The 21,880-nt window shown below is 71.0% G+C and carries 23 protein-coding genes; 13 read left to right on the forward strand and 10 right to left on the reverse strand.

Features of this window, described 5'->3' with window-relative positions:
• Positions 1–210 precede the first annotated feature (210 nt).
• The 5 genes from ASE76_RS13545 to tal all read right to left on the reverse strand — a co-directional run bounded on the left by ASE76_RS13545 (position 211) and on the right by tal (position 5,102).
• Positions 211–489: a hypothetical protein gene (locus ASE76_RS13545; protein WP_055840323.1), complete on the reverse strand. Its 279-nt coding sequence runs from the start codon at positions 487–489 to the stop codon at positions 211–213.
• 122 nt (positions 490–611) lie between these two features.
• The gene (locus ASE76_RS13550) at positions 612–986 is read right to left on the reverse strand and encodes a DUF805 domain-containing protein (RefSeq protein WP_055840324.1); all 375 of its coding nucleotides are present in this window, start codon (positions 984–986) and stop codon (positions 612–614) included.
• Positions 987–1,065: 79 nt separating this feature from the next.
• Positions 1,066–2,235 (reverse strand): acyltransferase, encoded by a 1,170-nt coding sequence (locus ASE76_RS13555; protein ID WP_055840325.1) that lies wholly within the window; start codon positions 2,233–2,235, stop codon positions 1,066–1,068.
• Positions 2,236–2,515: 280 nt separating this feature from the next.
• Positions 2,516–4,132, reverse strand: coding sequence for a glucose-6-phosphate isomerase (pgi, locus tag ASE76_RS13560; protein WP_055840327.1), 1,617 nt, complete (start codon positions 4,130–4,132; stop codon positions 2,516–2,518).
• 16 nt (positions 4,133–4,148) lie between these two features.
• Positions 4,149–5,102 (reverse strand): transaldolase, encoded by a 954-nt coding sequence (gene tal / locus ASE76_RS13565; protein WP_055840508.1) that lies wholly within the window; start codon positions 5,100–5,102, stop codon positions 4,149–4,151.
• Positions 5,103–5,294: 192 nt separating this feature from the next.
• Here tal and zwf point away from each other — a divergent pair, with 192 nt between their 5' ends.
• Both zwf and ASE76_RS13575 read left to right on the forward strand, forming a co-directional pair.
• On the forward strand, positions 5,295–6,776 hold the full coding sequence (zwf, locus tag ASE76_RS13570) for a glucose-6-phosphate dehydrogenase (RefSeq protein WP_055840329.1): 1,482 nt from the start codon (positions 5,295–5,297) through the stop codon (positions 6,774–6,776).
• Positions 6,777–6,971: 195 nt separating this feature from the next.
• Positions 6,972–7,817, forward strand: coding sequence for a MurR/RpiR family transcriptional regulator (locus ASE76_RS13575; RefSeq protein WP_055840331.1), 846 nt, complete (start codon positions 6,972–6,974; stop codon positions 7,815–7,817).
• A gap of 108 nt (positions 7,818–7,925) precedes the next feature.
• On the opposite strand, the gene ASE76_RS13580 is transcribed toward ASE76_RS13575, so the two are convergent.
• The 3 genes from ASE76_RS13580 to ASE76_RS13590 all read right to left on the reverse strand — a co-directional run bounded on the left by ASE76_RS13580 (position 7,926) and on the right by ASE76_RS13590 (position 11,301).
• Positions 7,926–8,702 (reverse strand): DUF3047 domain-containing protein, encoded by a 777-nt coding sequence (locus ASE76_RS13580; protein WP_082448486.1) that lies wholly within the window; start codon positions 8,700–8,702, stop codon positions 7,926–7,928.
• A gap of 171 nt (positions 8,703–8,873) precedes the next feature.
• Positions 8,874–9,941 carry a porin gene (locus tag ASE76_RS13585; protein WP_055840333.1) on the reverse strand — a complete coding sequence of 356 codons (1,068 nt, stop codon included), beginning with the start codon at positions 9,939–9,941 and terminating at the stop codon, positions 8,874–8,876.
• Positions 9,942–10,224: 283 nt separating this feature from the next.
• A complete protein-coding gene (locus ASE76_RS13590) occupies positions 10,225–11,301 on the reverse strand; it encodes a porin (protein WP_055840336.1) in 1,077 nt (358 codons plus the stop codon).
• Positions 11,302–11,538: 237 nt separating this feature from the next.
• Here ASE76_RS13590 and coq7 point away from each other — a divergent pair, with 237 nt between their 5' ends.
• Positions 11,539–12,150: a 2-polyprenyl-3-methyl-6-methoxy-1,4-benzoquinone monooxygenase gene (coq7, locus tag ASE76_RS13595; RefSeq protein ID WP_055840338.1), complete on the forward strand. Its 612-nt coding sequence runs from the start codon at positions 11,539–11,541 to the stop codon at positions 12,148–12,150.
• Positions 12,151–12,174: 24 nt separating this feature from the next.
• Here coq7 and ASE76_RS13600 read toward each other — a convergent pair whose 3' ends face one another.
• The gene (locus tag ASE76_RS13600; RefSeq protein WP_055840340.1) at positions 12,175–12,624 is read right to left on the reverse strand and encodes an OsmC family protein; all 450 of its coding nucleotides are present in this window, start codon (positions 12,622–12,624) and stop codon (positions 12,175–12,177) included.
• Positions 12,625–12,932: 308 nt separating this feature from the next.
• On the opposite strand from ASE76_RS13600, the gene ilvA reads away from it, so the two are divergent.
• Genes ilvA through ASE76_RS13615 form a run of 3 tightly spaced genes read left to right on the forward strand, consistent with a single transcriptional unit; the run spans position 12,933 to position 15,953 of the window.
• Positions 12,933–14,546 carry a threonine ammonia-lyase, biosynthetic gene (ilvA, locus tag ASE76_RS13605; protein ID WP_055840512.1) on the forward strand — a complete coding sequence of 538 codons (1,614 nt, stop codon included), beginning with the start codon at positions 12,933–12,935 and terminating at the stop codon, positions 14,544–14,546.
• A 22-nt stretch (positions 14,547–14,568) separates the two neighbouring features.
• Positions 14,569–15,375, forward strand: a complete 807-nt coding sequence (locus tag ASE76_RS13610; protein ID WP_055840342.1) for an adenosylcobinamide-GDP ribazoletransferase — start codon at positions 14,569–14,571, stop codon at positions 15,373–15,375.
• Positions 15,372–15,953, forward strand: coding sequence for a histidine phosphatase family protein (locus tag ASE76_RS13615; RefSeq protein WP_055840344.1), 582 nt, complete (start codon positions 15,372–15,374; stop codon positions 15,951–15,953). Before ASE76_RS13610 ends, ASE76_RS13615 begins: the two co-directional genes overlap by 4 nt.
• A 64-nt stretch (positions 15,954–16,017) precedes the next feature.
• Here the strand turns inward: ASE76_RS13615 and ASE76_RS13620 are convergent, their stop codons facing one another.
• Complete coding sequence (locus ASE76_RS13620) at positions 16,018–16,452, reverse strand: type II secretion system protein N (protein ID WP_055840346.1); 435 nt, start codon at positions 16,450–16,452, stop codon at positions 16,018–16,020.
• A gap of 74 nt (positions 16,453–16,526) precedes the next feature.
• On the opposite strand from ASE76_RS13620, the gene gspG reads away from it, so the two are divergent.
• The 7 genes from gspG to gspM all read left to right on the forward strand — a co-directional run bounded on the left by gspG (position 16,527) and on the right by gspM (position 21,839).
• On the forward strand, positions 16,527–16,973 hold the full coding sequence (gene gspG, locus ASE76_RS13625) for a type II secretion system major pseudopilin GspG (RefSeq protein ID WP_055840348.1): 447 nt from the start codon (positions 16,527–16,529) through the stop codon (positions 16,971–16,973).
• A 163-nt stretch (positions 16,974–17,136) separates the two neighbouring features.
• Positions 17,137–17,628 carry a Tfp pilus assembly protein FimT/FimU gene (locus tag ASE76_RS21220; protein WP_255357288.1) on the forward strand — a complete coding sequence of 164 codons (492 nt, stop codon included), beginning with the start codon at positions 17,137–17,139 and terminating at the stop codon, positions 17,626–17,628.
• Complete coding sequence (gspI, locus tag ASE76_RS13635) at positions 17,625–18,005, forward strand: type II secretion system minor pseudopilin GspI (protein WP_055840352.1); 381 nt, start codon at positions 17,625–17,627, stop codon at positions 18,003–18,005. The genes ASE76_RS21220 and gspI overlap by 4 nt, the downstream gene beginning before the upstream one ends.
• Positions 18,005–18,694 carry a type II secretion system protein J gene (locus tag ASE76_RS13640; RefSeq protein WP_055840354.1) on the forward strand — a complete coding sequence of 230 codons (690 nt, stop codon included), beginning with the start codon at positions 18,005–18,007 and terminating at the stop codon, positions 18,692–18,694. The genes gspI and ASE76_RS13640 overlap by 1 nt, the downstream gene beginning before the upstream one ends.
• Entirely contained in the window at positions 18,691–19,788 is a 1,098-nt protein-coding gene (gene gspK, locus ASE76_RS13645; RefSeq protein WP_055840355.1) for a type II secretion system minor pseudopilin GspK, read from the forward strand. The genes ASE76_RS13640 and gspK overlap by 4 nt, the downstream gene beginning before the upstream one ends.
• Before the next feature lie 103 nt (positions 19,789–19,891).
• Entirely contained in the window at positions 19,892–21,133 is a 1,242-nt protein-coding gene (gspL, locus tag ASE76_RS13650; protein WP_055840356.1) for a type II secretion system protein GspL, read from the forward strand.
• An 88-nt stretch (positions 21,134–21,221) separates the two neighbouring features.
• Positions 21,222–21,839 carry a type II secretion system protein GspM gene (gspM, locus tag ASE76_RS13655; RefSeq protein ID WP_082448490.1) on the forward strand — a complete coding sequence of 206 codons (618 nt, stop codon included), beginning with the start codon at positions 21,222–21,224 and terminating at the stop codon, positions 21,837–21,839.
• Positions 21,840–21,880 lie beyond the last annotated feature (41 nt).

Below are 21,880 nucleotides of genomic sequence, written 5' to 3' on the forward strand. Positions count from 1 at the left end.
TCTCCTTGCGGAGGCTGCGACCGGCCCCCGTGGAGCGGATTCTGGCGATCCTCGGTTGCAGCTTTGGTACGCGTGCCGCCACCTCCGATACTTTGTTGCACCACCCCCTCGGGAGTATCCCTAGTCGCCCGCATCGACCGACGTATCGCCCGGGCGCAAAAAAGCCCGCAGGCGCGAACGGCTGCGGGCTCGGGTCGGGCGGTGGCCCGCTCAGCGGGTGGGGGGCGGGCCCATCCGCGGCGGCCGGGCGGCCAGGCGGCCGTCGGGCAGCTTGGCGCAGGTGCCGGTCATGGTGCGGCCGTCGGGCATGGTCAGGGTGACGGTGTCGCCCTCGGCCTTGCCGGCGCAGGCGGTGAAGGCCTCGGCCGGCGGCTCGCGGTGGCCCTCGCCGGGCGGCGGCGGCCGGTTGCCGTCCTGGGCCCATGCGGTGCCGGTGGCAACGGCCCATGCCAGCAATGCGGCTGCGGCGGTGCGGTGGAAGATGGTCATGCGGATGTCCTCGGTACGGTGCTGCTGGAAGCCACCGACTCTAGACACGCCGCATGTACGCCCTGCCACAGGACGGTAAAGCGCAGCGTACAAACGCCGCCGGCCGCCGCCGGCGCCGCCGATCAGACGCTGCCCGGCGGGCCGCCGAGGAACTCGGTCGGTGCCGTCACCGGCGCGCCGTACTCGTTGCTGCCCGCATCGCCCGGCTGCACCATCCAGTACAGCAGCACCAGTCCGCCCACCAGCGGGATCACGCTGATCAGGAGCCACCAGCCGCTGCGGCCCACGTCGTGCAGGCGCCGAACGCCCACGCCGAGCGACGGCAGGAGCAGCGCCAGCACCACGACCATGTACACCACGTTGTGGATCAGGCCCGAGACCAGATAGGCCAGTATCTGGAAAAGGAAGAACCACCACAGCTCGGAACGGCTGGCCCGCCCCGAAAAATCGACATATTTCTTCTGCAGGCACACCGAAACCGCTTGTCCGAACGTCATCCGTCTTCTCCTGTTGCGAGGCCCTCCGCCCCGCCCGGATCATAAGGACAGTCCGTGGCGCACCGGTGCTGCCAACAAGTCACGGGGATCCGCCGGCTTTGCCGAAGCGCGCGACAGCGCCGACCCAGCGCGTACGCCACTGGCCGGCAGACGCGGCGGCACCAGCCCGCGGCGGCGTGGTCCAACGCATCAGGGGCAACTCCACGCCCCGGTACCACAGCCACCCGATCAGCACGATCAGGACCGGATAGCTGGCCGCGAAAAGCGTGGAACCGAGCGTCGTGCCGCCGCCCAGGTACGTGTAGCGCACGTAGCCGAGGCCGCTCAACAGAAAAATGTGGATCAGGTACACGCTGAACGAAGCGTCGCCGATCCGCACCAGCCACAGCGGCGCACGCACGGCTTGGCGCTGCAGCGCCAGGGCAGTGCCCAGGAAACCGATGGCTGCCACGCCGTAGCTGCCGGCCCGCATGATTTCCACGCGGTCGAAATACGGCGACGTCGACCCCACGGCGAAGCCCAGCAGGACCACCGCACCGCAGGCCGGCAGCACGACCCACGGATCCACCCGCGCCGAGGAATAGCGCGCATACCACTCGAACACGAGCGCGCCCGCCAGAAACTCGGCCGCGTAACCGGTCAGTCCGAAGCGCAGGGGTTGTTGGCCCATGAGCATCGTGCCGGAAGCCGCCATCAACCACACCGTATTCCAGGCGACGACGACGGCCAGCAGCGCCGCGACCACGCGCAACCGGACGGCAGGCCCGGCGCAAAGGCTCACCAGCGCCAGCCATGCGTAGAAGAAGAGCTCGTAGGTCAGCGACCAAGCCGTCGGCACCCAGTTGTCCGAGATGTTGGGATACAGCAGGAAGACGCTGCGCAGTACCCGCTCCCAGGAGAGCCCCTCTGCGCCCTTGACGATCCACGGAACGGCGGCGAAGACCAGCAGCACGGGCCAGTAGCCCATGTAGATGCGCAGCATCCGGCGCTTCACGAAGTCCGAGACCTCGCGGAGGCCGACGCACTGGCGGGCCGACGCATAGACCACGAACCCGCTCAGGACGAAGAACACGTCGACGCCCGCGAAGCCGAAATGCATCGCACTGGAGAAAGTGCCGAGTACCGGAAGATCCTTCCAGTACGGTGTCATGTGGAAGAACAGCACCATGAGGGCCGCAACGCCCCGCAGCGCCTGCAACCACTCCAGCTTCTGGCGCGGTGAAGCCGCCGTGTCTTTCGTCACCAGCATCTGCAAGATTCTTTCCTTACCCGGCCGGCCAGATTTCCGCTGACGGGCGGTCCATTCAGCGGACACATGTTTTTGCAACTCTCCCCAGCAGATGGTAACGGCTAGGACCGGCGTCGAAGGGCTGCGGTCGATTCGTCGAAGCCAAGCGTCGAGTCCGGCAAAAAGTCCAGAAACGGGACGCGAAGCGCCCGTCGGCCCGGGATGCTTCCGCGCTACCGGCGCCTGCAGCACCGTTTGCCGCAGGCGATTCTCACGCGCACCGGGTCGCGCCGCGCCGGCGTCAACCCAGCGGACGCAGGCGGGCCAGCAAGCCGGCGGTGGACGGGTCCAGCCCGGTGGTGTCGCCCGAAGCCAGCCGCGGCTCGATGTCCTTCGCCAGCACCTTGCCCAGCTCCACGCCCCACTGGTCGAAGCTGTTGATGCCCCAGACCGCGCCGCTGACGAACACCCGGTGCTCGTAGAGCGCCAGCAGCGCCCCCAGGGTGGCCGGGTCGAGCTTTTCCAGGACGAAGAAGGTGCTCGGCCGGTTGCCTGGGAAATCCTTGTGTCCTCCCGCGTCCGCCTGCCCCTGCAGCAGCGCCTGGGCCTGGGCGAGCGCGTTGGCCAGCAGCTTGGGGTGGTGGCCGGGCAGGTCGTGCGCCGCGTCGCGCACCGCGATGAATTCGAGCGGCACCACGTCGGTTCCCTGGTGCAGCATCTGGAAGAACGCATGCTGGCCGTTGGTGCCGGGCTCGCCCCAGACGACCGGCGAAGTGCCGTAGTCCAGCGGCCGACCGCCCTGGTCGACCCGCTTGCCGTTGCTCTCCATCTCCAGTTGCTGCAGGAAGGCCGGCAGACGTTTGAGCGCCTGGTGGTAGGGCGCGACGCAGCGGCTGGTGAAGCCGTGGAAGTTGCGGTACCAGACGTCGAGCAGGCCGAGGCGCACCGGCAAATTACGCTCCAGCGGAGCGGTGCGGAAATGCGTGTCCATCGCATGCGCGCCGGCCAGGAACGCGTCGAAGGCCCGGGCGCCGATGGCGATCGCGATCGGCAGCCCGATCGCCGACCACAGCGAATAGCGCCCGCCCACCCAGTCCCAGAAACCGAAGGTGGTCGTGATGCCGAAGGCATGCGCCGCCGCCACGTTGGTGGTGAGCGCCGCGAAGTGCCGGGCCACGTCCTGGCCGCCGGCCGCCGCGAACCACGACCGGGCGCTTTCGGCGTTGGCCATCGTCTCGGCGGTGGTGAAGGTCTTGGATGCGACCAGGAACAGCGTGCTCTCCGGCCGCAGCCCGCGCAGCACGGCCGCCAGCTCGTGGCCGTCGACGTTGGAGACGAAGTGGAAGCGCTTGCCCGCCGCCCGGTAGCCGTCGAGCGCCAGCACCGCCATCTGCGGCCCCAGGTCGGAGCCGCCGATGCCGATGTTGACGATGTCGGTGATCGCCACGTCGCCCCGCACCTGCTCGGCATAGGCCAGCATCGCGTCGCGAGTGGCGTGGACCTCCTGCGCGGCCGATGCTATGTTTTCGATAGCTGATGGCCGGCTGGCAGCGCCGGCTACCGCCTCTTTTTCTTCGGATTTCGGTGCGCGGAGCAGCGTGTGCAGCACTGCCCGGCCCTCTGTGGCGTTGGTGGCGGCGCCGGCCAGCATCGCGTCGCGCTGCGCCTCGACGCCGCATTCGCGGGCCAGCTGCATCAACAGGGCCTCGGTGGCGGCGTCGGTGCGGTTCTTCGAGAGGTCGGCGAAGAGGTGCGGCGCTTCCTGGCTCAGGGTGTCGAAGCGTGCCGGGTCGGCGACGAAGGCATGGCGCGCATCGAACGCGCGGCCCGTCGCCTGGTAGTGGGCCTGCAGCGCGGCCCAGGCGGGCGTGGCGTCGCAGCGGGGGAAGCGGGCGAGCGGGTCTTGTGGTCGGATCATCGGGGCTCCTCGCGGCTCAGGCGGCCTGCTGCTGCAACAGCTGGTCGAGCTTGCGCGCATCGGCGGTGAAGCCGCGGATGCCTTCGGCCAGCTTCTCGGTGGCCATCGCGTCTTCGTTCAGGGCGAAGCGGAACCCGGCCTCGTCGTAGTTCACCGGCTCCAGTTCCTTGTGGCGGGCGGCGGCAGGGTCGAGTGCCGGCTGCAGCGGCGCAACGGTGGCGGCCAGTTCGGCCAGCAGCTCGGGGCTGATCGTCAGCAGATCGCAGCCTGCCAGCGCCGCGATCTGCCCGGTGTTGCGGAAGCTCGCGCCCATCACTTCGGTGGCGATGCCGAAGCGCTTGTAGTGCTCGAAGATCTGCCGCACCGAGCGCACGCCCGGGTCGTTGGCACCGGCGTTGGCCGACTCGTCCCAGGCGCTGCCGGCCGATTTCTTGTACCAGTCGTAGATCCGGCCGACGAAGGGCGAGATCAGCTGCACCTGGGCCTGGCCGCAGGCCACCGCCTGGGCGAAGGAGAAGAGCAGCGTCAGGTTGGTGTGGACGCCGCGCCGCTCGAGCCGGGCCGCGGCCTGGATGCCTTCCCAGGTGGCGGCGACCTTGATCAGCACCCGGTCGATGTGCACGCCCTCGGCCTCGTAGAGCTCCACGATGCGCTCGGCGCGGCTGTAGGTGGCCTCGGTGTCGAACGACAGGCGCGCATCGACTTCGGTGGAGACGCGGCCGGGGATGATCGACAGGATCTCGGCGCCGAAACGCACCAGCAGGCGGTCGGTCAGCTCGTCGAGCGGGCGGTCCTTGAAGCGGGCGACGGTCTGGTCGAGCAGGGGCCGGTAGTCGGGCTTCTGCACCGCCTTGAGGATCAGCGAAGGATTGGTGGTGGCGTCCTGCGGCTGGAACTGCGCCAGCTGGCGGAAATCGCCGGTGTCGGCCACGACGGTGGTGAACTGCTTGAGGGCGTCGAGTTGGTTCATGCGCATCCTGAGGTTCTGCTGCTGCGGGAGAAAGCGGGCCGGAGACGGAGTCCGGAGCGGTAAAAGTGTAGTGGCCCTCCCGGCGCAGGCCTGTACGCAGCCGCACGCAGGCATGGCCGCGGCGCCCGGCCGGTATCGATCGGCCGTGGCAAACCCCGTTAAAGTCGAAGCCCCACAGCACCTGCACCCCCCATGTCCTTCGAACTCGTACTGTTTGGCGGCACCGGCGACCTGGCCTGGCGCAAGCTCATGCCGGCCCTGTTCCAGGCATTCCGCCACGGCACCCTGCCGGCGCAGGGCCGCATCATCGGCGTGGCCCGCGACGACCTGAGCGACGACCAGTACCGCACGCTGATCCAGTCGCGCTTCGAGGAGGTGGAAGGCGCCAAGCGGCCCAACGCCAAGGAGTTCGCCAAGTTCGCCGAGATGCTGCACTACGTGCAGCTCGACGTGTCCAAGCCCGGCGACTACGCCCGGCTGAAGGCCCGGCTCGACGAGCGCAACGCCGAGACGGTGGTGATGTACATCGCCACCGCGCCGACGCTCTTCACCACCGCCTGCGAGCAACTGGGCGCCGCGGGCCTGGCCACGCCGCGCACCCGCATCGTGCTGGAAAAGCCGCTGGGCCACGACCTGGCGTCCAACCGCGAGATCAACGCCGCGGTGCGGCAGGTCTTCAGCGAGCAGCAGATCTTCCGGATCGACCACTACCTGGGCAAGCCCTCGGTTCAGAACCTGTTCGCGCTGCGCTTCGGCAACGCGCTGTTCGAGCCGTTGTGGCGGCGCGAGCTGATCGCCAACATCCAGATCACCATCGCCGAAGACCTGGGCGTGGAGAAGCGCGGCGCCTTCTACGAGACCACCGGCGCGCTGCGCGACATGGTGCAGAACCATGCGCTGCAGCTGCTCTGCGCGATCGCGATGGAGCCGCCGATCAGCGCCGACGCCGACGCGATCCGCGACGAGAAACTGAAGGTCCTGCGCTCGCTGCGCCCCTGGACGCCCGAGACGCTGGGCCTGCACGTGGTGCGCGGCCAGTACACCGCCGGCACTGCGTACGGCGAGCGGGTGCAGGGCTACCGCGAGGAACCGGGCGTGGACCCTTCCAGCACCACCGAGACCTTCGTGGCCCTGCGCACCGAGATCGACAGCTGGCGCTGGGCGGGCGTGCCCTTCTACATCCGCACCGGCAAGCGGCTGGCCTCGCGCGATTCGCGCATCGAGATCAATTTCCGGCCCGCGCCGCACCCGATCTACCGCACCCCGGTGGGTGGCGCCTTCAACCAGCTGGTGATCAACCTGCAGCCCAAGGACGGGCTGGAGCTGCACCTGCTGGCCGAGGGCCAGGTGGAGCGCAAGGGCGCCAAGGCCGGCACCCGGTCGGGCACGCAGACGCTCTCGCCGGTGCAGCTGGACCTGGATTTCGACAAGCGCTTCGGCTCCGAGCGGGTGGGTGCTTACGAGCGCCTGCTGCTCGACGTGATCGACGGCCGGCTCAACCTGTTCGTGCGCAGCGACGAGCAGGAGGCCGCCTGGCGCTGGGTGGAGCCGATCCTCGACCACTGGCAGAGCGGCCACCAGGAGCCGCGACCGTATGCGGCCGGCACCTGGGGGCCGAGCGCGTCGAGCGCGATGATCGCGCGGGACGGGCATTGCTGGAGCGAAGAGACTTGAGCGCTCCCCCAGGCTCCGCTCACTGCGTGTGCTGCGCCTTCCCCCTCGCCGGGGGCACCACCGGCGGACCGGCGGAGCCGGATCCGCGGTGGTTCTGGGGGTGTGAGGGGCGCACGGGGCGCGGTGCGCTGTTTTGGGCGGGGCGCGGCGTAAGCGCTTTGTTTGCGGGGGGCGTCCGTGGTTGAGGCGGGGGGAATGCTGGATCGGGTGCGGGCGTCGTTGCCGTCGCTGGCGCCGGCGGAGCAGCGGGTGGGGCGGCTGGTGCTGGCGGATCCGCGGGCGTTTTCGCTGTTGCCGGTGGTCGAGTTGGCCGACAGGGCGCATGTGAGCAAGCCGACGGTGGTGCGGTTCTGCCGGAGCGTGGGCTACGACGGGCTGTCGGACTTCAAGCGCAAGCTGGCCGGCACCGTGGTCGAGGGCGTTCCCTTCATCCACCGCAGCGTGGATGCGGACGACAAGACGGCCGACGTGCTGGTCAAGATGATCGACAACACCACCGCCGCGCTGCAGAAGTACCGCAACGAGGCGAGCCCGGTGGCGATCGAGCGGGCGGCCTCCGCCCTGGCCGCCACCTACCAGACCGGGCGGCGGATCGAGTTCTTCGGCGTGGGCAACTCGGGCATCGTCGCGCTCGACGCACAGCACAAGTTCTTCCGCCTGGGCGTGACCGCCATCGCCTACAGCGACGGCCACATGCAGGTGATGAGCGCCACCATGCTCGGGCCGGGCGACTGCGTGGTGATCATCTCCAACTCGGGCCGCACCCGCGATTTGATGGACGCCGCCGACATCGCGCGCCGCAACGGCGCCACCACCATCGTGATCACCGCCAGCGGCTCGCCGCTGGCCTCGGCCGGGCATATCCACCTGGCGGCCGACCATCCCGAGGGCTACGACCGCTACAGCCCGATGGTCTCGCGCCTGCTGCACCTGACCATCGTCGACATCCTGGCGACCTGCGTGGCCTTGCGGATCGGCAGCGCCCTGCAGCCGGTGCTGCAGCAGATGAAGAACAACCTGCGCAGCAAACGCTACGCCTGAGGCGCTTCGGGACCGTCGTGTGGGAGTGCGGGCACCGCATCGAGGCCCAGAGGGTTGCCCCGCGCCGCACGGGGCCTGGCTTGCAGGCACCGCGGTGCCTTCCCCGCTCTAGGGGTGCGAGGCCACCGCCTGCGACGGGCCACCGACCGGCGCCAGCCGCACCGGGCCGTACCAGGCCAGCGCACGCGAAGCCGTGTTGTCGCTGTCGGTCATGACGCCGATGCCGGCCAGCATGCCCGGCGCCTCGCCGAAGGCTTTCTCGAAGTCGGCCCGCACGTCCCGGTCGTAGGCCAGCCACTGGCCCAGCCGCGCCGGGCCGGATTCGACCACGATCGACTTGATGCGGTCGCTGCGCGGATGGGGGATCACGCTGCCGACCGGGCGCTTGTTGCACCAGACGTACATCAGCGTGGCATAGGGCATTTCTTCGCCGGTCAGCGTGCGGGCCAGCTCCGACAGGATCGCGTCCTTGGTCGAGAAGCGGCTGCGGTCGCCTTCGAACGCCAGCACCACGCGGGAGGGCGCATCGTCGGCATCGCGCCGCATCATGTCGGCGTCGGTGATCAGGGCCGGCACCTTCCAGGAAAACTGCAGGTGGCCGATCGCCTCGGGCGGCACCTGCAGCGGCGTCTTCAGCATGCTGGCCGAGCCGTCGGACCGGGCGCGGACGCTCGGCGTCTTGCCGTCGAAGGCGTATTCGTATTCGGTGGACTGCTTGCCCGGAAATTCCTTGTGGACCCACTGGCGGGCCACCCCGCGGGTATCGACGCCGCCCCAGCCCAAGGCCGCGTCGCCCACCGTCGCCGATGGCCGCGCCGGCGCGGCACAGCCCGCCAGCAATGCCACGACAGGCAGCACCATGATCCACGCAAAGATTTTCTGCATGGCATGCAGCTTACGACAGCGCCTCGCACGCAAGCTAGGGATTTGCCATCATTTCCCGGGGCAATTAGGGCTTCTGCACACGAGCCCTCCCAACCGCCCATGAAAAAAGCCGCCGACCCGAAGGCCAGCGGCTTTTGCTTCGAAATCCAACCGGCTCACGCCGGCGGGAAATCAGAAGGAGTGGCGAACGCCGATGTCGAAACCGGTCGAGTTGCGACCAGCACCAGGCGTCACGCCGGTCAGGCCAGCGCCGCCGACAGCGTAAGCTGCGCCGCCCTTGTTGCTGATGCGTGCCACGGTCGTGTAGACCTGGGTGCGCTTCGACAGGTTGTAGCCGTAACCGATGGCGAACTTGTTCGCGTCGGCGTTGCTGTTCTTCAGGTCGTAGCGGGCCACGGAAGCGCGCAGTTCGCCAGCGCCCAGAGGAGCGGTAGCACCGATCAGCAGGGTGTTCAGCTTGGTGTTGGCGATGCCGTTTGCAACGGTACCGTTGTCAACCTTCGACTGACCGTAGTAGATCGATGGCTTGACGATACCGAAGTCGTACGAAGCGCCGATGTTGGCTTGCTTCAGGTCGCCACCGACTGCGCCGTTGGCAGGCAGGAAGGCTTGCTTGGTTTCGCCGAGCGAAGCTGCAACGTTCAGAGGGCCGTTGGCGAAGCCAACGCGACCACCGATGTAGCGGCCAGCCTTGTCGTTGACGGCGGTGGAGACTGGCTCCGAGCCGAAGCCGTACTGCAGTTGGCCGTAGAAGCCGCCCAGGGTGGCTGGCAGGAAGTAGCCAACGGTGTTGTTGTTGCGAACTGGGTTCGACAGACCTGGACGGTAGACGTCCAGTGCTTGGCCGACGCCACGCGTGCCGAACGGATCGAACGTGGTCACGTTCCAGAACGATGGCGAGTAGTCACGGCCGAGGCGGACTTCACCGAAAGGACCTGCCAGGCTCACGGTAGAGCGGCGATCGAAGGAGTAACCAGCAGCTTGGCCGTCGTCCACACCCACGGTGCCTTCGAGCCAGAAGCTGGCAGCCAGGCCGCCGCCGAGGTCTTCGGTACCGCGGAAGCCCAGACGGCTAGCGCTGTTGCCGCCTTGCGACAGACCAACACGGTTACCTGCACCACCCGAAGCGGAAGAACGGGTCACAGCAGCGTCGACCACGCCGAACAGGGTGACGGAGGACTGTGCCATCGCGGCGCCGGAAGCAGCCAGCACAGCCAGGGCAATCAGGGATTTTTTCATTGCGAGTTTCTCCAAGGTTAAACATAGGGCTCCGGTACGAGGGGCAAGGCCGGCTCGCACCGTAGCCTGATCCCGCCGGTTCCCCGGGCCAACCTCCTTGATGGAAGTTGGTGTTATTGCAACAGACGCTCGGAGGTTGCGCAAAGGATTTAGGCCGCAAACGGAGAAGAAAAGCCGTTTCGTTGCGACGATGCAACGAAACGGCCTCCGTGGTCGAGAAGGGTTCTCGTCTCAGGGCCTCATACCCTTCTTTCGACCGAAAACCCGCCGACTTGAGCCCGGGTCAGAAGCTGTGGCGAACGCCCACTTCGTAGCCCGTCGATTTTCCACCGGCGGCCACGCCCGGGGAAGCCAGGCCGTTGATCGAGATGCCGCGGGTGGCGGCGCCGTCGTTGCTGACGCGGGCGACGGTCGCGTACAGCTGGGTGCGCTTCGAGAGGTTGTAACCATACCCGAGCGCGAACTTGCGCGAGTCGTTCGCGCTGTCCTTCAGGTCGAAGCGGCTGACCGCGGCGCGCAGCTCGCCGGCACCCAGCGGAGCGGTGGCACCGATCTCGAGCAGGTCGATGCGGCGGCCGTTGCCGCGCTCGGTCGCGAACAGCACCATCGGCTTGACGATGCCGAAGTTGTAGGAACCGCCGAGGCTCGACGACTTGTACTTGATCTCGGTCGCGGCCGGGCCGCCCTGCACCTGGCTGTAGCCGCCCGACACGTTGATCGGGCCGGCCATGTAGCCCGCACGGAAGCCCATCGAGTTGCCGCGCTTGTCGTTGACCGCGGTCGATACGGTCTCGCCGAAGCCGTACTGCAGCTGGCCGTAGAAGCCGCCGAGCGTGGCGGGCAGGATGTAGCCGACCGTGTTGCTCAGGCGCTTGGGGGCGCTGCCTTCGATCGTGGTGCCGGTGGCACCGGTCGTGCCGCCGCCGGCCGCCGTCGCGGCGTTGGCCAGCATGTTGGAGGCGCCCACGCCGCCCACGCCGATGTCGGCGAACGGATCGAAGGTCTCGATCGTCAGGTATGCCGGCACCTTGTCGCGGCCGAGGCGGATTTCGCCGAAGCCGCTGTTCAGGCTGACGGTGGAGCGGCGGTCGAACTGGTAGCCGTTGCTGGTGCCGGTGTCGAGGCCGAGCGAACCTTCGAGCCAGAAGCCGGCCGAAAGGCCGCCACCCAGGTCTTCGGTTCCCCGGAAGCCCAGGCGGCTGCTGGTGTTGCTGCCGTTGGCCAGGCCCTGGGTATGGCCGCCGTTGCCCGAGATGCGCGCCACCGAGGCGTCGACCACGCCGAACAGGGTCACGTTGGATTGGGCGAAGGCGCCGCCGGCTGCGCACAGCAGGGCCAGGGCGAACATGTTCTTTTGCATCACGAGGATTTCTCCGGAAAGGTTGGACAGACACCGCCCCGGCGGCAAGAAGCGCTGCGCCGGGCGGCCGGCCTCCGCGGTGGAAGCTGTCGCCATTGGAGAAAACCCCGACTACACCCGTATGAAAACCCCTATTTTTCGCGCGAATACAACGCCGGGGCCATCGACCGCCTGTTTCCGGCGCACCGGTCGGCCGTGCTATGTTGGTCGCCTGCCAAGCCCTGGAGCCTCTTTCGCATGGACCGTTTCCTGATCGCCGCCGACGCCGCACTGCGCACCCTCTTCGCCGTTCCGCACGGAGGGCGCCCGGCGCCCGAAGGCGACACCGCCGAACTCGATCCGGCGCAGAAGCGGCTGGCCGGTGCCTTGATGCGGGTCAACCACGTCGGCGAGGTCTGCGCCCAGGCCCTCTACACCGCGCAGGCCGCGGTCACCCGGGATCCGGCCCTGCGGGCGCACTTCGAGGAAGCCTCCCGCGAGGAGACCGACCACCTGGCCTGGACCCGCCAGCGGCTCGACGACCTGGGCGACCGCCCCAGCCTGCTCAATCCGCTCTGGTACGGCGGCGCCTTCGCGCTGGGCCTGCTGGCCGGCGCCGCGGGCGACCGCGTCAGCCTGGGTTTCGTGGCCGAGACCGAGCAGCAGGTGGGCGAACACCTGGGCAGCCACCTGCAGCGGCTGCCGGAGGCCGACGGCGCATCCCGCGCTATCGTGGCGCAGATGAAAGCCGACGAAGAAGCGCACGCCGCCGAGGCCCGCGCCGCCGGCGGGGTCGACCTGCCCGCGCCGGTGCGGCTGCTGATGCGCGGTGCCGCCCGGGTGATGACCACCACCGCCCACTACGTCTGAGCGACAGCGGCGGGCGGGCTGCCGTCAGCCCTCGATCAGGTCGAAGCCGGTCGTGATCGTGGCAGTCGCGCCCAGCATGATGCTGGCCGAGCAGTACTTGTCGTGGCTCATGGCGATCGCGCGCTCCACCGCCGCGGCCGGGATACCTTTGCCGGTCACGGTGAACTGCATGTGGATCTTGGTGAACACCTTCGGATCGGCCGGCGCCCGTTCGCTGCTCAGGTGCACCGAGCAAGCCTTCACGTCGTGCCGGCCGCGGCGCAGGATCAGCACCACGTCGTAGGCGGTGCAGCCGCCGGTGCCGGCCAGCAGCATTTCCATCGGGCGGGGGGCCAGGTTGCGGCCGCCGTTCTCGGGGCGGGCCTCGTCGGGCGCGCCGTCCATCGCCACGACGTGGCCGCTGCCGGTTTCTGCCACGAAGCCCATCTGGGAGCGGGTTCCGGCCGCGCCGGTCCAGCTGACGGTGCATTCCATATCGTTTTCTTCTTTCTGCGCGGTGACTGTGGCGATTTGCCAACCATTGACGGAAATCGCGGGCGGTCTGTTGCATCGCAACAAAGGCTCCCGCTATACTGCACACAAGCATAACGAATCGGGAACTCCATCAGGAATTACCCGGCTCCGCTTGCACCAGTTGTCTCCTCCACCTCCTCCTTTGGTGGATTTAGCCCCTAGCCGCAAGGCTCGGGGCTTTTTTCTTGGCGCCGTATGATCGCCCCGCTGCGCACGGCGCGGGCGCCCGGCCCGCTCAACCGCCTGTCATGCCGCTGCCGGCCTCCTCCATGACCGCTGTTCCTACGCCCTCCCCGCTCTCCCCCCATTCCCTCACCCCGGCCGACTACCTGACCCGCATCCTGAATGCGCGGGTCTACGACGTGGCGATCGAGTCGCCCCTGGAGCGGGCGCGCAACCTGAGCGAGCGGCTCGGCAACACGGTGCTGCTGAAGCGCGAGGACCAGCAGCCGGTCTTCAGCTTCAAGCTGCGCGGCGCCTACAACAAGATGGCGCACCTCTCGGCCGAGCAACTGGCCCGCGGCGTGATCTGCGCCTCGGCCGGCAACCATGCCCAGGGCGTGGCGATGAGCGCCCGCAAGCTGGGCACCACCGCCGTGGTGGTGATGCCGACCACCACGCCGCAGCTCAAGATCGACGCGGTGCGCGGCTTCGGCGGCGACGTGGTGCTGCACGGCGAGAGCTATTCCGACGCCTACCAGCACGCCGCCCTGCTGGAGCAGGCGCGCGGCCTGACCTTCGTGCACCCCTTCGACGACCCCGACGTGATCGCCGGCCAGGGCACCATCGCGATGGAGATCCTGCGCCAGGTGCAGGGCATCGGCCAGGGCCCGGGCTCGGACCGGCTGGACGCGGTCTTCGTCGCCATCGGCGGCGGCGGGCTGATCTCGGGCGTCGCCAACTACATCAAGGCGGTGCGCCCGGGCGTCAAGGTGATCGGGGTGCAGATGAACGACTCCGACGCGATGATGCAGTCGGTCGCCGCCGGCCACCGGGTCACGCTGCCCGACGTGGGGCTGTTCTCGGACGGCACCGCCGTCAAGCTGGTCGGCGCCGAGACCTTCCGCATCGCCGCCAGCGGCCTGGTCGACGGCTTCGTCACCGTCGATACCGATGCGGTCTGCGCCGCGATCAAGGACGTGTTCGTCGACACCCGCAGCATCGTCGAGCCGGCCGGCGCCCTGGCGGTGGCCGCGATCAAGCAGTACGTCGCCACCCACGGCACCACCGGCGAGACCTACGCGGCGGTGCTCTGCGGCGCCAACATGAACTTCGACCGGCTGCGCTTCGTGGCCGAGCGGGCCGAGGTGGGCGAGGAGCGCGAGGCGCTGTTCGCCGTCACCGTGCCCGAGGAGCGCGGCAGCTTCCGCCGGTTCTGCGAAAGCATCGGCACCCTGCAGGGCGGCCCGCGCAACGTGACCGAGTTCAACTACCGGATGGCCGGCCCGTCGGAGGCGCATGTCTTCGTCGGCCTCACCACCGTGGCCCGCGGCGAATCGGTGCGCATCGCCGAGCACTTCGGCGCGCTGGGCTTTCCGACGCTCGACCTGACCCACGACGAGATGGCCAAGGAGCACCTGCGCCACCTGGTCGGCGGCCGGGTGCCGGTCGACGCGTCCGGCGCGGGCGCGTCCGAGCGGCTGCTGCGCTTCGTCTTCCCCGAGCGGCCGGGCGCACTGCTGAAGTTCCTGCACCTGATGCGGCCCAACTGGAACATCAGCCTGTTCCACTACCGCCACCAGGGCGCCGACTACGGCCGCATCCTCGTCGGCCTGCAGGTGCCGGCCGAGGACGACGCCGCCTTCGCCGCCTTCCTGGCCGACCTGGGCTACCCGTGGATCGAGGAAACCGCCAACCCGGCCTACCGCCTGTTCCTGCGCTAGCGGGCGGCCGGGTACCGCCGCGATGAGCCTCGACCCGGTGCGCCGCTTCCTGCTGGCGCTGCAGTTCTTCACCCGCATCCCCGTCACCGGCCGTCTCGCCGACTGGGTGGGCTTCAGCCCCGCGATGCTCCGCGCCAGCGCGGCGCACCTGCCGGGCATCGGCTGGATCGTGGGCGGCTTCGCCTGCGCGGTCTATGCGCTGGCCGCCTGGGCCCTGGGCCCGGGGCCGTTCACCCCGCTGGCCGCCGCCGCGTTCTGCACCGTGGCCACCGTCTGGATGACCGGCGGCTTCCACGAGGACGGCCTGGCCGACGTGGCCGACGGCCTGGGCGGCAGCGCCGACCGCGAGCGGGCGCTCGACATCATGAAGGACTCGCGGATCGGCGCCTACGGCACGCTGGCGCTGGTGCTGGGCCTGCTCTGCAAGGTCGCTTTGCTGGCAGGACTGGGCGCACGCGGCACCGCCACCGCCGTGGCGGCGCTGGCGGGCGCCCATGTGCTGTCGCGCTTCGCGCCGCTGCTGCTCATCCGGGCGCTGCCGCACGTGGGCGACACCGCCCGCTCCAAGAGCAAGCCGCTGGCCGACCGGATCGGGCGGGGTGCGGTGGCCGTCGGGTTTCTATGGTGTTTCGTGCCGCTGGCCGGCGCTGCATACCGGCATGGCGCTATCTATTTAGTAGCATGCGCAGTGGCGACGGCGCTGGCGTGCTGCGCCGCCTACCGCCTGTTCAGGCGCCGGCTGGGCGGCTTCACCGGCGACTGCCTGGGCGCCACGCAGCAGGTCTGCGAGATCGCCTTCTACCTGGCCGCGGCCGTGGCGCTGCGATGACCCGGCTCTGGCTGGTGCGCCACGCGGTGCCGCTACTGGCGCCGGGCATCTGCTACGGCCGCACCGACGTGCCGGCCGACCCGGTCGCGACGGACCGCGCAGCCGAGGCCCTGGCCGCCGTGCTGCCCGCGGGCAGCCGCGTCGCCCGGTCCCCGCTGCAGCGCTGCGCCGCGCTGGCCGAGGCCCTGCACCGGCTGCGGCCCGACCTGCCCTCCACCCCCGACCCGCGCCTGGCCGAGATGGATTTCGGAGACTGGGAGGGACACGCCTGGGACGCCCTCGGCGCCGAACGGCTCGACGCCTGGACCGCCGATTTCGCCCACCACGCGCCCGGCGGCGGCGAGAGCGTTGCCGGTTTCATGGCGCGGGTGGCCCGGGCGTTCGACGAGTTACCGCACGCGGGCGAAGCGGATGTGGTCTGGATCGCCCATGCCGGCGTGGCCCGGGCGGCGCAACTGCTGGCCGCCGGCACCCGGCAGGTGGCCCGGGCGAGCGACTGGCCGCGAGAGGGCCTGGATTTCGGCCGCTGGGCGGTGGTGGAATGGCGCCCGCCCGGGGCCTTCGCCACGCCCGATTGAGTTTTCTGTCTGGGCCGACGGCAGCCCGTGGCGGCCGAACCGCGCCGCCGCGCTGCAGCGCCGGCTACTTCAGGACCGGCATGTCCAGCGTCACCGCCGCCACGCCGTCGCCGCCCAGGTAGGCCCTGCGCGGCCCGACCGACTGCAGCACCACCCCCGGCGCCACCGCGCTGCCCACCCGGAACGGCCGCGCCGGCTGGCCGTCGACGGCGATCAGCGCGGTGCCTCCGGAACTGCGCCCGGCCACCACGCCCAGCAGGGTGAAGCGGGTGGGCGCCGCGACGACTGCGACCGGCGCGTCGGTGACGGCGCCCAGCGCCCGGCCCACGGCCATCGGATCGGCCTGCGGCCCGGGGGCGGCCGCCAGCGGCGCGTAGGCCGCCGCGGCGGGCGGGGCCGCCAGGCGCAGCCCCCAGAAGGCGATGCTCCCGACGGCCAGCGCCCAGAGGGCGGTGGTGGCGGTGCGGCGGGTCCAGCGGGCTACATCGGGCTGTTGCATGCGCGGATTATCATGGAACGTCCGGCGGCGCCCGCCGCCCTGTCTCCGACCGTCCGCAGACCCCTTTTTCCGCCATGCACCCCACGACACTCCTTCGCCGACCGCTGCGCCGCCTCCAGGCTGGCTTCACCCTGATCGAATTGATGGTGGTGCTGGTCATCATCGGCGTGCTGGCCGCGCTGATCGTGCCCAACGTGCTCGACCGCGCCGACGACGCCCGCAGCACCGCCGCCCGCACCGACGTCAACAACCTGGTCCAGGCGCTGAAGCTCTACCGCCTCGACAACCAGCGCTACCCCACCGCCGAGCAGGGCCTGCAGGCGCTGATCGCCCGGCCGACGAACCCGCCCGTGCCCGGCAACTGGAAGCCCTACCTGGAGAAGCTGCCCAACGACCCGTGGGGCCGGCCGTACCAGTACCTCAACCCGGGCGTGAAGGCCGAGATCGACGTGATGTCCTTCGGTGCCGACGGCCAGCCCGGCGGCGAAGGCAAGAACGCGGACGTGGGCAGTTGGCAGTAGACGCCCGTGCGGTGCCCGCTGCGGTCGCCGCCCGACGATCCCCGTCTTTCTCTCTCCTTCCCCGATGCACCCGTCCCCGGCCGGCACGCCCGCCCACCAGGCCGCTTCCCTGCCAGCGCAGCATGGCGAAGCCGCCCCGGCGCATCTGCTATCGAAAAGAGAGCTGGAGGCCGGCGCAGGATGCCGGCCACAGCCCTTTTTCTTCCCGAAACCCGGTTTCCCGGCTCGGCGCCGCCGCCGCAGGGCCGGCGGCTTCACCCTGCTGGAGCTGATGGTGGTGATCGCGATCATCGCCCTCTCGACCGCCGGCGTCGCCTTCGCCCTGCGCGACGGCAGCCAGACCCAGCTGGAGCGCGAGGCCGAGCGGCTGGCCGCGCTGCTCGACGGCGCCCGTGCCCAGTCGCGCGCCAGCGGCGTGCCGGTGCGCTGGCGGCCGACGGCGCAGGGCTTCGTCTTCGACGGCCTGCCGCCCGGCGCGTTGCCCACCGGCTGGCTGGCGCCCGGCGTGCTGGTGGCGGGCGACGCGGTGCTGCGCCTGGGCCCCGAGCCGCTGATCGGGGCGCAGCAGGTGCTGCTCTACAGCGCCGCCCGGCCCGACCGCGCGCTGCGGGTGGCGACCGACGGCCTGCGGCCCTTCTCGGTGGCCGCGCCGTGAGCCGCCGCCCGGCCGCCGCGCGGGGCCTCGCCCGCGGCTTCACCCTGATCGAGGTGCTGGTGGCGCTGGGCATCGTCGCCATCGCGCTGCTGGCCGGCAGCCAGGCGACCAGCGCCCTGACCCGCAACGCGCTGCGCCAGTCCGACCTGGTGCTGGCCCAGCTCTGCGCCGAGAACGAGCTGGTGCGGGTGCGCCTGTCGCGGCAGATGCCCGGCATCGGCGACAGCACCGTACCCTGCGCCCAGGGCGGGCGCGAGTTCGCGGTCTCGGTCGCGGTGCGGCCCACGCCCAACCCGAGCTTTCGCCGGGTCGACGCCCAAGTGCGCGATGGCGGCAGCCCGGTCCTGACGCTTTCCACCATCGTGGGGCAGTACTGATGGGGGCCCCGCGGCGCAGGCGCCCGGCCCGCATCGGCGGCTTCACCCTGGTGGAGCTGCTGGTCGCGCTGGTCGTGATGGCGCTGCTGGCCATCATGAGCTGGCGCGGCCTCGACGGCATGGCCCGGGCGCAGGAGCAGACCAAGGCCCGCTCCGACGAGGTGCTGGCGCTGCAGGCCGGCCTGGCCCAGTGGACGGCCGACCTGGACGCGGTGACGGCGGTGCAGCGGCTGCAGGCGCTCGACTGGGACGGCCGCGCGCTGCGCATCACCCGGCGCGGCAGCGGCGGCGATGCCGACGGCCTGCGGGTGGTGGCCTGGGCGCGCGGCGCCACGCCCGCCGGCCTGTCCTGGCTGCGCTGGGAATCGCCGCCGCTCACCACCCGCGGCGAGTGGGACGAGGCCTGGCAGCAGGCCGCGCTCTGGGCCCAGAACCCGGGCGAGGCCCAGCGCGCGCGGCAGGTGGCCATCGCCGCGCTGTCCGAGTGGCAGATCTACTACTACCGCAACAACGCCTGGAGCAACCCGCTCTCCAGCGAAGGCACCGCCGCCACCATCGCCAGCGCCAACGGCATCCCCACCGTGCCCGAGGGCGTGCGGCTGGTCCTGGTACTTGCGCCCGGCCAGGCGATCAGCGGGCCGCTGGTGCGCGACTGGGTCGGCCCCACCGTGGGCGGAGGCAAGTCGTGAGTCCGCGCCACGCCGCCGCGCAGCGCGGTGCCGCCCTGCTCGCCGCGATGCTTACGGTGACGCTGGTCGCCACCTTCGCCGCCGCCGCCATGTGGCAGCAATGGCGCAGCACCGAGATCGAGACCGCCGAGCGCGCCCGGATGCAGGCCGCCTGGATCCTCGTCGGCGCGCTCGACTGGTCGCGGCTGATCCTGCGCGAGGACGGCAACGCCAACATCCGCGCCGCCGGCAACGGCGCCGACCACCTCGGCGAACCGTGGGCGCTGCCGCTGCAGGAGGCCCGGCTCTCCAGCTTCCTGGCCGCCGCCGACCGCTCCGGCGCGGGGGCCGATGTCAGCGACGACGTGCGCGACGCCTTCCTCTCGGGCCAGATCCTCGACATGCAGGGCCGGCTGAACCTGCGCAACCTGGTCGACAACAACGGCCACGTCTCCACCACCTGGCGCGCCGCGTTCCAGAAGCTGTTCGCCCAGCTGGGCCTGCCGGCGCAGGAGCTGGACCGCATCGCCGAAGGCATGCGGCAGGCGCTGGCCAGCTCCGCGGTGGCGGCCGCAGGCAATACCGCCGGCACGAATAGCGGCACCACGCCGGGCACCACCGGCAACACCGGCACCACGGCCGCCGCCACGGTCGACCCCAACGCGCCGCTGCTGCCGCAACGCCTGGAGCAGTTCGCCTGGTTCGGCGTGTCGCCCCGGACGTTGCAGGCCCTGGCGCCCTTCGCCACGATGCTGCCCGAGCTGACCCCGGTCAACGTCAACACCGCCGACGCCCTGGTCATCGCCGCGGCCCTGCCCGACATCGACGCCTCGGCCGCCCAGCGGCTGGTGGCGTCGCGCGCCGGCAACTACCTGCGCAACGCGGAAGACATCCGAAAACTCCTGCAGATGGAGACGGTGCCCGATCCGGCCGTCGTCGGGGTCTCCAGCCGCTATTTCGAGGTGCGCGGCCGGCTGAGGCTCGACAACGCGGTGGTCGAGGAGCGCTCGCTGGTGCTGCGCAACGGCAATGCGGTCACCACCGTCTGGCGGGAGCGCGGTGCGATCGGCGTGGCGCAGGCGCTGCAGGCGGCCCAGGAAGCGGCCGCGCGTTGAAGGCCGCAACGTATCTGTCGGCGGCGCCCGACACACCGACCCGCCGCCGTCCGGCAGACACCGGGTCTCTCTACAATCGCGCGCACACCGCCGACTACCGTCCATGAGCACCCTGATCGTCTACCTCCCTCCCGACGCCGGCGCCGTGGACCTGCCCTACGTGCTGACCGCCGACGGCCACGCCGCCGTGCGCCACGCCAGCGCGCCGCCCGCCCTGTTGCCCCAGCCGGGACGCCCCGGTGGCGAGGTGGTGGCGGTGGTGCCGGCCCGCGCCCTGTCGTGGCAGCGGGTGGAGCTGCCGCGCGGCATCCGCGCCAGCAGCCCGCCGCAGCGGGTGCGCGCGGTGCTCGACGGCCTGCTGGAAGACCGCCTGCTCGACGACCCCGCACACCTGCATTTCGCCCTGGCGCCCGACGCCGCCTCCGGCGCCCCCGCCTGGGTCGCCGTCTGCGACCGGGCCTGGCTGCGCAATGCCCTGCAGCGCCTGGAGGCCGCCGGCCGCCGGGTGACGCGGATCGTGCCCGAATTCGCGCCCGACGACGCCGCGCTGCCGCAGCCCCAGCTCCACGCCGTCGGCACGCCCGAGGATGCGCAGCTGGTCGTCGTCGGCGAGCGGCCCGGCACCGCCGTGTCGGTGCTGCCGCTGTCGGCCGGCGCGCTGGGCCTGGCCCTGTCGGGCCGGCCGGCCGATGCCGATGCGCCACCGCCCCTCTTCTGGGCCGAACCCGCCGTCGCCGCCCTGGCCGAGCAGCTGGCCGGCCGGCCGCTGCCGCTGCAGACGCCGGCCGAGCGCTGGCTGGTCGCCGCCCGTGGCCGCTGGGACCTGGCCCAGTTCGACCTGGCCAGCTCGGGCCGCCGCCGCGCCGTCAAGCGCGCCGGATCGCTGATGGCCGGCCTGCTGCGGTCGCCGCAGTGGCGCGCGGCCCGCTGGGGCCTGGGCGTGCTGCTGGTGGCCCAGCTGGTCGGCCTGAACGCCTGGGCCTGGAAGGAGCGCAGCGCGCTCGACGCCCGCCAGTCGGCCCTGCACGCGGTGCTAACCCAGACCTTCCCGTCGGTGCGGGTGGTGGTCGATGCGCCGGTGCAGATGGAGCGCGAGCTGGCGCTGCTGCGCCAGGCCACCGGCGTCGGCGCGGGCGCCGGGCTGGAAGGCCTGCTGTCGGCCGTGGGCACGGCCTTGCCGCCCGGGGCATCGGCCCAGTCGGTCGATTTCCTGAACAACGAACTGCGGCTGCGCGGCTTCGACCCGGCGCAGGCCGCGCCCCTCGCCGAGAAGCTGCGCGGCCAGGGCATCGCCGCCCGCACCGAGGGCGAGGTGCTGGTGCTGCGCCAGGAGGGCGCGCCATGACCGCGCTGCTCCGCCCGTGCCGCCCGCACCGTGCGTGCGCCGCCCTCGCCGATGCCTCCGACCGCACCTGCCGACTGGACCCGACCCGATGAACGCCTCGCCTCGCAGCACCCCGGCGGCGCTGCTCACCCTGCGTGCCCGCTGGAACGCCCTGGCCGCCCGCGAGCGCTCGATGGTGCGGCTGGCGGCGGCCGCCGTCGGCATCGCGCTGGTCTGGTGGGTGGCGCTGGCCCCCGCCCTGCGCACCCTGCAGGTCGCCGAGACCCGCCGCAACACGCTCGACGCGCAGCAGCAGCGGCTGCTGGCCCTGCAGGCCGAGGCCCAGCGCCTGAAGGCCCAGCCCAAGGCCGGCTACGACGAATCGCTGCGCGCCCTGGAATCCTCGGTGCGCGACGGCCTGGCCGGCACCGGCCGGCTGAGCGTCGTCGGCGAGCGGGCCACCGTCACCCTGCGCGGCACGCCGCCCGAGGTGCTGGCCGCCTGGCTGGCCCGGGCCCGCGCCAATGCGCATGCGCTGCCGATCGAGAGCAAGCTGGTACGCAGCGCGCCGCCGGCCGCGCCCGCAGCCATCGCCGGCAGTGCCGCCGCAGCCCGGCCGCTGGTGCCCGACTTCTCGCAGAACGTGCCCGCCCCGGTCGTCACCGCGCCGCCCGACCTGGAGCCGCGCTGGGACGGTACGGTCGTGCTGGCGCTGCCTGCGCGCTGAGCCGGCACCGAATCCGCCCTCCACCGCCTTCCACGTCCTGA

This window comes from Xylophilus sp. Leaf220 (assembly GCF_001421705.1).
Lineage (GTDB): Bacteria > Pseudomonadota > Gammaproteobacteria > Burkholderiales > Burkholderiaceae_C > Xylophilus.